This is a genomic window from Pyxidicoccus sp. MSG2 (genome assembly GCF_026626705.1).
GTDB lineage: Bacteria > Myxococcota > Myxococcia > Myxococcales > Myxococcaceae > Myxococcus.
Genome location: NZ_JAPNKC010000001.1, coordinates 7,223,941 through 7,236,197, shown reverse-complemented (window position 1 = coordinate 7,236,197; position 12,257 = coordinate 7,223,941). Strand labels below are relative to the sequence as shown.

The window sequence follows — 12,257 nt, the reverse complement described above, 5'->3', positions numbered from 1 at the left end:
GAGACTCCGAATGTAGGTGAGAGTTTTGACCGGTCCCCAAAAAGCCAGTCTCATGCCGCGCTGTTGGACTTCCTCAAGGCCAGATCCACCGGGCTGACGCTCCTCCTCACCGTCGCGCTGGCGCTGGGGCTGTCGCTGGCACCGGTGCCCGAGTCGCTCCGCCCCGTCCCGAGCCTGCAACGCAGCGGCCCGCTCGGGCCGAAGCTGGTGGCGCTCGTCCTGCCGCCGTCGCTGACGGGCAAGAAGCCCGCGCGCCCGCCCCCGGTGGACACGGCGGTGGCGGACTCCCTCCCTCCCGAAGAGGAGGAGCCCGACGCGGGGACGTCCGTGGCGGACACCGTGCCCGCCCTGCCCCTGGTGCCCACCACGCCCGGCATCGGCCTGGAGGAGCTGAGCGCCCCCACCCTGGCCCGCGCGCTGGAGCTGGAGGCCCTGCGCGAGCGCATGGGCGCCCAGCACGTGGACATCGAGCTGAACTGCCGGAAGTCCGCCCCGGACGGCACCTGCCTGGAGGACGGGCTCGCCCCCTTCACCCGTGCGCTGGCGGATTTGCGCGCCGACACCCGCCGCACGCCGGTGCGGGTGGTGCACCTGGGGGACTCGCTCGTCGCGTCCGACCACATCACCGACATGGTGCGAGACAGGCTCCAGGAGCGCTTCGGCGCGGGCGGCCGGGGCTTCCTCTTCATCACCCGTCCGGCCAGCGCCGGCCGCTGGACGCGCTCCGGGCGCGGTTCGGACGGCTGGGAAATCGCGCGGCTCGTCGACACGAAGTGGCCCCGGGACAGGGTGGGCTGGACGGGCGTGGCCTTCACCTCCGGCGGCGGGGCGCAGAGCACGCGCTATGACGTGGAGGGCTCGCGGGTGGCGGAGTTGTTCTTCCTCGCCCAGCCCGCCAGCGGCTCCGTGCAGTTGTCCGTGGACGGCAAGTCCGTGCAACGCATCCAGACGCGCGGCTTCTCCAAGACGAAGTCCGAGGCGGCCTTCGCCCGCGTCTTGCTGCCCGAGGGCGCGAAGACGCTGTCGCTCACCACGTCCGGCAAGGTGGAGCTGCACGGCGTGTCGCTGGAGACGGGCACGCCCGGCATCGTCTACGACACGGTGGGCCTGCTGGGAGGCATGGCGGAGGTGTACCTGCGCGCCCAGCCCGCCGCCTTCCGTGCGCAACTGCGCCAGCGCAAGCCGTCGCTGGTGGTGCTGATGGTGGGCGGCAACGAGGCCTTCTTCTTCTCGCGCGAGCGCACCACGCTGGACCAGGTGCGCCAGCAGATGAAGGACCTCATCGCCCGCGTGCGCACCAACGTGCCGGACTCCGCGTGCCTCGTCATGTCCCCCATCGACGCGGGCGTGCGCACCCTGAGCGGCGACGTGATTCCGCGCCGCGGCTCCAAGGAAGTGGGCGACATCTTCCGCGAGGAGGCCCGCGCGGGCGGCTGCGCCTTCTACGACGCCTTCACCGCCATGGGCGGCGAGGGCTCCGCGATTCGCTGGCTGGACGAGGGGCTGATGCTGGAGGACCTCGTCCACCCGCGCGTGAAGGGCTCGGACCTGCTGGGCCACCTCTTCGACCTGTCCCTGCAGCGCACCTTCGCCAAGTCGCACGCGCCGCTGGTGGCCGTGGCGGACCCGCCCGGGCTGCAAGGCGCGGACGCGGCGTTGGTGAAGACTTTCGAGCGGCTGGGTCGCCGCGAGGCCGGCGAGTCCGTGCGTGTGGGCATCTCCCAGCTCGGCGCCTCGCACACGGCCTCGCACTACTTCACGGACGCGGTGCGCGAGGTGCTGACGAAGCGCTTCGGCGACGCGGGCCGGGGCTTCATCGCCGCCGGCAAGCCGTCCCCGCGCCTGGAGACGGCGCGCGTGGCCCGCGAGCTGGAGGGCGAGTGGACGGTGGAGGACGCGCTGGACGCGGCCCCCGGCGGCCTCTGGGGCCTCACCGGCATCCGCGCCGTGGGCGCGCCCGGCGCGAAGCTGCGCATCCAGTTCTGCAAGGGCTGCCCGGACGCGAAGACACCCGCGGGGCGGCTGGACCTCTACACGTTGGACGTGCCGAACGCGGGCGCGCCGGACATCCTCGTGGACGGCCAGCCGGTGCCGCCGGACGCGCCGCTGCCCGAGCCCCTCGCCGCGCCCACCGTGCGCATCCGCTCCTTCCCCATCAGCGGCCCCGCGCACACCGTGCAGGTGTCCGCGCCCGCCGAGGGCGGCGTCACCGTGCTGGGCGCCGCGCTGGAGCAGGACACGCCCGGCGTGGTGCTGGACGCGCTGGGGCTGCCCGGCGCCACCGCCTTCACGCTGCGGGACATGGACGCGGCGGCGGTGGACGCGCAGCTCACCTCGCGCCGGCCGGATTTGCTCGTCTTCTGGTACGGCACCAACGAGGCCGGCAAGGCGGACCTGGACGCGGAGGGACTGCGCCGCGACTACCCCGCCCTCATCGCCCGGCTGCGCAAGGCCACCAACGCGGAGTGCCTGCTGCTGGGCCCCACGGACCGGCTGGAGCAGGACGCGAATGGCCAGTGGCACGAGGCGCCCGCGCTGGCCTCGGTGTTGAACACGCTGCCGCTGGTGGCGAAGGAGGCGGGCTGCGCGTACTGGTCTCCGCGCGCGGCCATGGGCGGAGAGCGCGCCATGCTGCGCTGGCAGCGCGCGGAGCCGGCGCTGGGCCACGCGGACGGTGTGCACCTGACGCAGGAGGGCTACGCGCGGCTGGCGGGCGCCTTCGTGCGCGACTTCCTCGCCGCCTACGAGCTGCACAAGAAGGCCCAGCCCACCGCGCGCGTGGAGGACAACTGACGTGCTGTCCCACAGCCTCCAATACCTCGCCTTCGTCGTCGTGGTGTTCGCCGTCTACTGGGCGGTGCACCGTCAGTACTGGGGGCGCATGGCGGTGCTGCTCCTGGCGAGCGTGTACTTCTACGCCGTCTTCACGCCCTTCCCGCTCCTCATCTTCCTGGCGGGCGTCACGGTGGACCACCTGTGCGTGAAGGGCATGGCCCGCACGCAGTCACAGGGCGCGCGCAAGGCGCTCGTCACGCTGTCCATCGTCAGCAACCTGGGGCTGCTGGCGGGCTTCAAGTACCTGGAGCTCCTGCGGCAGACGGTGGTGTCGCTGCTGGCGCCGCTGGGCATCGGCGTGCGCACGGAGCCCTTCCACCTGCTGCTGCCGGTGGGCCTGTCCTTCTTCGTCTTCCAGGCCATCAGCTACACGGTGGACGTGTACCGGGGGAAGGCGAGCGCGGAGCACTCCTTCATCGAGCACCTGCTGTACATGCTCTTCTTCCCGCGCGTGGTGAGCGGCCCCATCGTCCGCGCGTCGGAGTTGATGGCGCACTTCCGCGACACGCCGAGCCTCACCCCCGAGCAGGGCGGCCACGCGCTGTTCCGCATCGCGGTGGGCCTGGTGAAGAAGCTGGTCATCGCGGACGTGCTGGGCAGCGCCATCGTCGACCCCGTCTTCGGCGCGCCGGAGAAGTACGCGTCCGCCGAGTGCATCGTCGCCGCGGTGGCCTACACCTTCGAGCTCTACTACGACTTCTCGGGGTACTCGGACATCGCGCTGGGCGTGGCGGCGCTGTTCGGCTTCAAATTCCCGGAGAACTTCAACCGCCCGTACCTGGCGAAGAACATCGGTGAGTTCTGGAACCGGTGGCACCTGAGCCTGTCCACGTGGCTGCGGGACTACCTGTACCGGCCGCTGGGCGGCAACCGCGTGTCGAAGCCGCGGGTGCTCTTCAACCTGATGACGGTGATGGTGCTGGGTGGCCTGTGGCACGGCGCGGACTGGCGCTTCGCCGTCTGGGGCGCGGTGCACGGCGTGGCGCTGGGCATCTCCCGCTGCTGGGAGTGGTGGGTGGGCAAGCCGGAGTCGCCGGGCATCCCCCGCGTCGCGCTGGGCATGCTGGCCACCTTCACGATTGTGGTGCTCACGCGCGTGGTGTTCCGCGCGCCGGACATGACGCACGCGGGGGAGTTCTACGTGCGAATGATTGCGGGCGTGCCCGGCATCGCCAACGTGAGCCCGCTGGTGTGGGGCATGCTGGCGGCGGCGGTGTTCTTCCACGCGGTGCCGCTGAGGCTCTACACCGTGTCGTCGGAGCTCTTCGTCCGCATGCCGGTGCCGGTGCGCGCCGTGGCCCTGGTGCTGCTCGGCCTGGGCATCCGCCACCTGTCCTCGGTGGAGACGCGCCCGTACGTGTACCTGCAGTTCTAGCGACTCAGCCTGGCGCGCGGGCCGGCTCGGACACCTGCGTCACGTGGTTGAGGAAGTCACGGAGGATGCGCGCCGTGGCGCCCCAGATGACGTGGGTGCCGTACGTATAGAAGTACAGCTCGCGCTCGGAGCCGAAGACCTCCTTGCGCTCGGTGCGGAGGATGGCCGGGTCCAGCAGGCTCGCCAGCGGCACCTCGAGGATGAAGGCCACCTCTTCCGCGCTCGGGGCGTACTGGCCGTCACCGGGGATGACGCCCACGAAGGGGCGCACGCGGTACTGGGAGATGGTGGGCACCTCGTCCAGCATGCCCAGCACGCGCACGCGCCGCCGGTCGATGCCCAGCTCTTCTTCCGTCTCGCGCAGCGCGGTGTGCAGCGGCGTCGCATCCTCGGCATCGCGCCCGCCGCCGGGGAAGCTGTACTGGTCCGCGTGGGTGCGCAGGTTGGCGGGCCGGCGCGTGAAGAGCACGTGCGGCACGCCGTCCCGCTCGAAGACGGGCACCAGCACCGCGGCCTCGCGCAGCACCAGCCCCGGCAGGTCCACCGTACGCGCCGGCCGAGAGGACAGCCTCGCCTCCAGAGATTGGAACAGCACCTCCACGCTCACGACGGCACCCTTCCCTAGTCCGTGACCTGCTTTTCAATCTGCTGCGTGCCCGGCTCCTTCGGCAGGTCGAGGTTCTCCAAACCGGAGCGCGGCGCGAGCTTGCCCATCTGCAGGAGCACCAGCAGCAGCACGCCCAGCGCCACGCGGTACACGACGAAGACCAGCGTGGTGCGGGTGCGCAGGTAGCGCAACAGCCAGGCGATGGCCGCCATGCCCGAGCCGAACGCCACCAGCGTGCCCACCCACAGGGACAGGGCAGACGGCCGCTCGGTGGCCTCCAGCAGGTGCTTGAGCTCGAAGACACCGGCCAGGGTGGTGGCGGGGATGGACAGCAGGAAGGAGTAGCGCGCGGCGTCCTCGCGCTTGAAGCCCAGCGACAGGCCGCCCGTCAGCGTGGTGCCCGAGCGCGACGAGCCCGGAATCAGCGCCAGCGCCTGCCACAGGCCGATGATGATGCCGTCCTTCCAGCGCATGTCCTCCAGCGTCCGCTTGTGGGAGGCGAACCGCTCCGCCAGGAAGAGGATGATCGCGAGGACGATGAGGCTGCCGGAGATGATGTAGAGCGAGCGGAACTGGTTCTCGATGAGCTTCTTGAAGAGCAGCCCGCAGATGCCGACGGGCAGCGTGCCCACGAGGACGAACCACGCCAGCCGCGACTCCAGGGTGCCGAAGGGCTCGCGCCGCGCCAGGCCGCGGAAGAAGGCCGCGGTGAGCGAGACGATGTCCTTGCGGAAGTAGATGAGCACGGCGGCCACCGTGCCCAACTGGATGACGGCGGAGTACGCGGCTCCCGGGTCCTTCCAGCCGAACAGCTCCGGCGCGATGCGCAGGTGCGCGGTGGAGCTGATGGGGAGGAACTCGGTGAGGCCCTGGACCAGACCCAGGACGATGGCTTGGAGGAGGCTCATAGGGGCGAGGCTCCCGGATGTATGCCCGCTCTCCCCCGCCAGCAAGGGCGTTCGTCCGTCACTGTGCGGGCCCACACGCACGGGCACGCCCCCGGGGTAGGCTGGACGCCGCGCCATGCCCCCTGCCCCACCGTGCCCCTGCTGCTCCGGACTCCGCTACAAGGAGTGCTGCGCCCCGTTCCACCGAGGTGAGGCGGAGCCGCCCGACGCCGAGCGACTGATGCGCAGCCGCTACAGCGCCTTCGCCCTGCGGGAGGTCGCGTACCTGTGGAAGACGCTGCACCCGGACCACCCGGACCGTGCGCGTCCCCAGGAGGAGTACCTGCGCGGGCTGCGCACCTACGCCCAGGGACACCAGTTCCCGAAGCTGGTGGTGATGGACCGGAAGGCTCCGGATGAGTCCGGACTGGCGCAGGTGCTGTTCTTCGCCAAGGTGTTCGAGAAGGGGAAGGAGCAGTCCTTCGTGGAGCGCTCGGACTTCCGACATGACGGCACCGGCTGGCGGTACCTGTCCGGTGTGACGGTGTTGCCGAAGGATGTGAAGGGGCCTCCGGAGGCACTGACGCTGGCGACGTTTCCGGAGTAGCTGAGGCCGCCTTCCTCCCCGAAGGAAGGCGGCCCTGCATTCATCAGTCTACCGGGGCACGCTCGTCCCGGGAGCCGGCTGGGTGCTGGATGCGGCCGCTGGGTCGCTCACACCATCGACCGCGGTAGCCGTTGCCCATGCCAGGCTGGTGAGGGTGTCTATCGGACGCGGATTGGAGTCGCCCTTGTCCTTCGGGTCAGTCGGCGGAGGATCTCCAATCGAGTTCGCGATCTCGCACGGGTCTGCTGTCGTCGCGTCGGCTCCTGAGCCCGAAGTTGCCCCCGAAGTCACGGTCGCGCTCGTCGCCGGGCCCGCCCCCTTCGTCAACTTCACGGGAGCCGTGTAGAGCACGACGGGCACTCCCGCCCTGTACGCGTTGTTGAGGAATGACTCCCGCGCGGCGCGCTCGCCTGCCACAAGATAGGTGAAGGCTTGGCCCGACACGTTCACGCCGGCCGCAGCGAAGGCCCCCGTCTCCGGGCAGAGCACACCGACAATCTGGGTCGCGCCCTTGGGCAACGTGCCTCCGGGAGGCAGCGTCGACACCGGTGGCGGCTTGGGTGCCGGTCCGGGTTCAGGGCACGTGTCCGGCGTGGGCCGGGGCTCCCCAAAGATACGGCAACCCGAAAGCGAACCGGCCAGCAAGGCACACAGCAGCAATCGCTTCATCATCGTCTTCCCCCTCCAACCTCTGGATGGGCGCATCCCATCCTCAATCGAAAACCAGCACCGCATGGACCCAGCTCTCCGGGTCCCGCGTCATCCACTCCATGCGAACGTCACGAACCGCGATGGCGGCGTTCACTCCACTCCGGATGCGTTCCCGGACGGCATTGAAGAACGCGCCCGCCTGGGCATCCGGCACGTCCACCGTGGCGGCGAGCACCGTGCGCGCTCCTGCCTCGATGAACGCCACGGGGAGACTGAAGCGCTCATGCATCCACGGGGCGCCATGTGCAGCCTTGCATGCGGCCAGGAGGACCAATGGGTGTTCCCGGAGTCGCCGGGATTGAACCTCTCCTGCCGTCAATGCGTAGCGTCCCCCCTCTTCCGGCGAGAGCACCAACAGTGAAGCCTCGGAAAGGTTCGGGTTCACCAACCCATGGGCGTGGACCTCGACCTCCGTGGCCGACTCCATGGCCTCCAGCATGCGGGAGGGCGTGGCCTGGGTCCCGGAGAGAAGCGTCGTTCCCTCTTCGGTAGCCCCGTCCCATGCATTGAGCGACGGAAGCTCGAGGGCCTTGGGCGCGGCCACGTCTGCGATGACCAGACGGCGGACCGGTCCAGACGTGGGCGTTGGCAGCGCCGGCCGGAGGACGTAGTAGGACCATGCCAGGTCGGCGGGTAGCAGACCCGCGCGACCGTGCAGTGGCGGGCGGGCCACCACGTGCACTCGTTCGCAGGCACGAAGCGGAGCCACCAGCGCCTCCGGCACCAGCCCTCGCACGTCCTCACCGAGAGGTGTCGCGCGGCTCGCGTCGTAGTGGCCCCACGTCCGTCCGTCCGGTCCGAGCGTGAGGATGAACGTTCGCTCCTCGTCCACCGTCACAGCCACCACGCACTTCCGGGGAATCTCTCCACCCAGCTCCTCACCGAACAGTGCGAGCGCCCGCTCGAACTCACCGGCCTTCCCAGCCGCGAGAATGAGGGAGGCGTAGCTGAAGGCCCGGGCCTTGCGCGCATCGACGTTGTAGCGGGGCAACTCCCTTGCCAGGGCGATGGCGCGCCGGAACAACTCCTCGCCCCGCGCCCGCTCGCGCTCCACGTAGAAGCGACCCTCGATGTGCGTCGCGAGCGCCAACTCTCCCGGGGAGAGCTGGCCCTGGCTCCGCCTGGCCGCGAGTCCTTCCAGCAGGCGCTGGTCCTGCTCCGCATCGGGGAGTACGCGAGCCAGGTCCGCCAACGTCTTGGCTCCCGCCATGGAAAGCGGCTCCTTGCACGCCAATGCCTGGGCCATGCTCGCACGCGCCTCCGTGGCGGCGAACCTCCCCATGAACGCCAAGGCATCGTTCGCACGGACGAAGTGGCGGATGCGGCAGTCCTCCGGATTTCGGACGAGCGCTTCCTCGAGATAGGCCCGCGCCAGCGCTACATCCTCGAGATAACGAGCGTTCTGCCCCAGCTGCAGCAGGTGCTGTGTCTCGCTCCAGCGGCTATCCCCTGGATAGCCCTTGAGCGCCGCCAGCGTGTGCTGATTGGACTCAGGCAGGCGATGAAGCTGGCGGTAGAGGTCTCCCAACTGCGACTCGATGGGAATGCACCTGTAACCAATCGGATGTGCCTTGCAGCGCTCGACCGCATGCAGAAGGAACTGCTCTGCCTGGAGGAACTCCCCCCGGTTGATGGCCGCCAGCGCCCTCTCATATTCAGCGATGAGCAGGAACCAGGGGTCCCCCACCTGCGCGGCGAGTTCCGCAAAGGAGTCCAGATGCTCCTGGACCTTCCGTTCGCGAAGGAGCGCGCCCATGTACAGGTCACGCTCTCCAGCCTGGGACAGCGCCTCCAGATACGCAGGGAGCCCGCCAGCGACGGTATGCGTGCGATGGAGTTCCAGGTAGCGCGCGGCCAGCGGCCCACGTCGGCGGAAGTCCCGGGCCTCGGCCCAGCGAATGGCATCACGGAGCGAGGACTCTCCGTAACGCACATCCAACGCCTCGGCGAGCGGCCACAGTGCCTTGAGCCGCTCCTCCGATGGAGCGGCGCGGATGGCCTCATACAAGCTCGCGCGGAAGAGACCGGGCCGCGACTGGAGCATCTCCGGAGCAACGCCACTCTCGCCGGTGGCAAGCGCCTCCGAGACATCCCAGTACTCGCGCCAGTGGTCCACGAGCCGTCCCCGCAGCGACTCCGCCCGTGCCCGCGCCTCCCCCGCCCACCCGTGCTCGCCCAGCGCGGCCACCGCCTCGAACGACTGCGCCGCCAGCGCCCACAGCTCCAGCTCCTTCAGCACCAGCCCGCGGTTCCACAGGGCCTGCGCATGCTTCGGGTCCGCCTTCAGCGCCCCCTCGAGCAGCTCGAGCGCCTTCGCGGAGTCCCTCCGGTCCAGCGCGAGCACGGCCTTGTCACTGGCTACGTCCGGTGAATCCCCCGCCTTCGCCAGGTACGGCGCCGCCAGCTGCATGTTGCCGCGCACGAGGTACGCCGCCGCCAGCCCGCGCACGTCCCCTTCCGCTTCCATCCGCGCCAGCTCGCGCAGCGGCGCGGGCGGCGGCGCTCCCGCATCACCCGAGCGCATCGGCCCGTAGGGGCGGTGCACGTCCGCCCCCGGGTAGCTCACCCGCGCTTCAATCGCACGCGTGGGCGCGTTCGCCAGGAACAGGGCCGGAGGCACCGACTCACGCGCCGTGCTCCGCAGGGACGGCAGGCCCACCGTTGCCGCGACCACTCCCGCGGCCGCCGCGAGGACCATGAGCACGGCCCGGCGCTGCCACGGACTCCACGAACGAGGCTTGTCCTCCACCAGCTCCGAACTCCCTGCCTGTGTGCCGTGGCTTCCCACGCCCACCCAACGACGGCGCCCACGAATCTTCCCGCGCCCAAACTACGCCGCTTCCCCCGCAGCCGCGACATTCACTTGCCCGGTGCGCGGTTCCGGCTTCGCGGAAGCAGAAACAGGTGCAATCCCATGTCGGCTCATCCCACGGCGGCAGCGTGCGGGCGGAGACCCACGACCCCGTGTCCGAGCGGCCACGGCCTCCAACGCCCTCCACAGCAACCCACGCTGGCCCACACCTTGCTCCAGGCCCCGCCCCGCAGGTCCACTGCCCACGAAGTCCCAAGGAGCCCCGCATGCTTCAACCCCACCGCTTCGCACGCACCGCGCTGCTCGCGCTCACCACGCTCGCCTCCACGCTCTCCGCCGCCGAGCCCGCGAAGAAGCCCGCCTCCGCGCACCCGGGCTGCTTCCTGCTGATGGACCTGGCGACGGGCACGGTGACGCGCAACGACGCGGAGAAGTGCGCGAAGCGCCTGGTGCCCGCGTCCTCCTTCAAGGTGCCCCACGCCCTCATCGCGCTGGAGACGGGCGTCGTCTCCAGCACCTCGGAGGTGCGCAAGTGGGACGGCACGAAGCACGCAGTCGAAATGTGGAACCAGGACCAGACGATGGACACGGCCATGCGCCGCTCCGCGCTCTGGTTCTTCCAGGGCACGGCGAAGCAGCTTGGGAAGCAGCGCATGGAGGAGTGGCTGAAGCGCTTCCACTACGGCACCGCGGACGCCTCCGGCGACATCACCCGCTTCTGGCTGGGCGGCCCGCTGCGCATCTCCCCGGACGAGCAGCTCGACTTCCTCGCCCGCATGTACCGGGGCGAATTGCCCGTGAGCCCGAAGAACCTCGCGGCCGTGAAGGCCACGCTGGTGCAGGGCCCGGACACCGTGGCCAGCATCCGCGAGGGCATCAACATGGGCGGCCCGTGGAAGGACGGCGCGGTGCTGAGCTGCAAGACGGGCACGTATCCCCAGCCCGAGGGCAACATCACCTGGCTGGTGGGCCACGTCGCCTCGCCGCGCGGCAACTACGTCTTCGTCAGCGCCGTGCAGTCGCCGCCGGGCAAGAAGCCGTCGCCTCCGCCCGCGCTCGCCTCCGCCATCGACGCGCTGAAGGCACAGGGGCTGCTCTAGAGGCCCCGGAACGAAAACGCGCGCCCACCCCTCTCGGGACAGGCGCGCGGTTTCAAGCCAGCAGCGGCTGACGGAATCAGACCGCCTTCAGGCGGCTCGAACCGACGGCGTCACGCAGGGCGTCCTTCTTGTCGGTGCGCTCCCAGGTGAACTCCTTCTCGGAGCGGCCGAAGTGCCCGTACGCGGCGGTCTTCTGGTAGATGGGCCGCAGCAGGTCCAGGTACTCGGTGATTTCGCGCGGACGCAGGCCGAACACCTGACGCACGGCCTTGGCGATGCGCTCCTCGGGAACCGTGGCGGTGCCGAAGGTCTCCACCATGACGCTGACCGGCTCGGCCACGCCGATGGCGTAGGACACCTGCACCTCGCAGCGCTTCGCCAGGCCCGCGGCCACCACGTTCTTCGCGATGTGACGGCCCATGTACGCGGCCGAGCGGTCCACCTTGGACGGGTCCTTGCCGCTGAACGCGCCGCCACCGTGACGGCCCATGCCGCCGTAGGTGTCGACGATGATCTTCCGGCCCGTCACGCCCGAGTCGCCCATGGGGCCACCCACCACGAAGCGGCCCGTGGGGTTGATGAAGAACTTGGTCTTGTTGTCGATGAGCTTCTTGGGCAGCGCCTTCGCGATGACGTCCTCGCGGATGGCCTCCTGGATCTTCTTGTTGGAGACCTCCTCGGCGTGCTGCGTGGACACCACCACCGCGTCGATGCGCACCGGGCGGCCGTCCACGTACTGCACCGTCACCTGGCTCTTGCCGTCCGGGCGGATCCAGTCGTGCTGCTTGCGGCGCACGTCCGCCAGGCGGCGGGTGAGCGCGTGGGCGTAGTGCAGCGGCGCGGGCATCAGCTCCGGCGTCTCGTCGCACGCGAAGCCGAACATCATGCCCTGGTCGCCGGCGCCCTGGTCCTTCTTGTTGTCCACGCCGCGGGCGATGTCCTGGCTCTGGCCCTCGATGGCCACCATGACGCCGCAGGTGTTGCCGTCGTAGCCCATGGAGCTATCGGTGTAGCCGATGCGGCAGATGGTGCTGCGAACGATGCGCGGGATGTCCACGTAACAGTTCGTCGTCACCTCGCCCGCGACGATGGCGAGGCCCGTCTTGACGAGGGTCTCCACGGCGACGCGCGCCTGCGGATCCTTGGCGATGATGGCATCCAGCACACCGTCGGAGATCTGATCAGCGATCTTGTCCGGGTGGCCTTCGGTGACGGATTCGGACGTGAACAAATAGTCGGTAGGCATGTCGTCTCTGAACTGGCGCGGGACTGTGCGCGAGGGTCCGGACACTAAACGTCGTGTCCTAGAGGAGTCAAACGCCT

At 69.9% G+C, this 12,257-nt stretch carries 8 protein-coding genes; 4 read left to right on the top strand and 4 right to left on the bottom strand.

The features are described 5' to 3' along the window. Positions 1-63 precede the first annotated feature (63 nt). The gene (locus OV427_RS28520; RefSeq protein ID WP_267859344.1) at positions 64-2,793 is read left to right on the top strand and encodes a GDSL-type esterase/lipase family protein; all 2,730 of its coding nucleotides are present in this window, start codon (positions 64-66) and stop codon (positions 2,791-2,793) included. A 1-nt stretch (position 2,794) separates the two neighbouring features. Then, positions 2,795-4,210: an MBOAT family O-acyltransferase gene (locus OV427_RS28515; RefSeq protein WP_267859343.1), complete on the top strand. Its 1,416-nt coding sequence runs from the start codon at positions 2,795-2,797 to the stop codon at positions 4,208-4,210. Between the two features lie 4 nt (positions 4,211-4,214). Here the strand turns inward: OV427_RS28515 and OV427_RS28510 are convergent, their stop codons facing one another. Then, the gene (locus OV427_RS28510) at positions 4,215-4,817 is read right to left on the bottom strand and encodes a CoA pyrophosphatase (RefSeq protein ID WP_267859342.1); all 603 of its coding nucleotides are present in this window, start codon (positions 4,815-4,817) and stop codon (positions 4,215-4,217) included. Between the two features lie 14 nt (positions 4,818-4,831). Next, positions 4,832-5,725, bottom strand: coding sequence for an undecaprenyl-diphosphate phosphatase (locus OV427_RS28505; protein WP_267859341.1), 894 nt, complete (start codon positions 5,723-5,725; stop codon positions 4,832-4,834). 115 nt (positions 5,726-5,840) lie between these two features. Between OV427_RS28505 and OV427_RS28500 the strand changes: the two genes are divergently transcribed. Beyond that, positions 5,841-6,311, top strand: a complete 471-nt coding sequence (locus tag OV427_RS28500; RefSeq protein ID WP_267859340.1) for a YchJ family protein — start codon at positions 5,841-5,843, stop codon at positions 6,309-6,311. A gap of 712 nt (positions 6,312-7,023) precedes the next feature. Here OV427_RS28500 and OV427_RS28495 read toward each other — a convergent pair. Next, positions 7,024-9,771, bottom strand: a complete 2,748-nt coding sequence (locus tag OV427_RS28495; RefSeq protein WP_267859339.1) for a CHAT domain-containing protein — start codon at positions 9,769-9,771, stop codon at positions 7,024-7,026. A gap of 329 nt (positions 9,772-10,100) precedes the next feature. Here OV427_RS28495 and OV427_RS28490 point away from each other — a divergent pair, with 329 nt between their 5' ends. Continuing rightward, entirely contained in the window at positions 10,101-10,934 is an 834-nt protein-coding gene (locus OV427_RS28490) for a penicillin-binding transpeptidase domain-containing protein (protein ID WP_267859338.1), read from the top strand. Positions 10,935-11,010: 76 nt separating this feature from the next. On the opposite strand, the gene metK is transcribed toward OV427_RS28490, so the two are convergent. After that, positions 11,011-12,180: a methionine adenosyltransferase gene (gene metK, locus OV427_RS28485; protein WP_267859337.1), complete on the bottom strand. Its 1,170-nt coding sequence runs from the start codon at positions 12,178-12,180 to the stop codon at positions 11,011-11,013. Between the last annotated feature and the right edge of the window lie 77 nt (positions 12,181-12,257).

Bases quoted from the DNA above. Each gene is read 5' to 3' on its own strand.
- OV427_RS28505 (WP_267859341.1), bottom strand. From the start codon at position 5,725: ATGAGCCTCCTCCAAGCCATCGTCCTGGGTCTGGTCCAGGGCCTCACC.
- OV427_RS28500 (WP_267859340.1), top strand. From the start codon at position 5,841: ATGCCCCCTGCCCCACCGTGCCCCTGCTGCTCCGGACTCCGCTACAAG.
- OV427_RS28490 (WP_267859338.1), top strand. From the start codon at position 10,101: ATGCTTCAACCCCACCGCTTCGCACGCACCGCGCTGCTCGCGCTCACC.
- metK (WP_267859337.1), bottom strand. From the start codon at position 12,180: ATGCCTACCGACTATTTGTTCACGTCCGAATCCGTCACCGAAGGCCAC.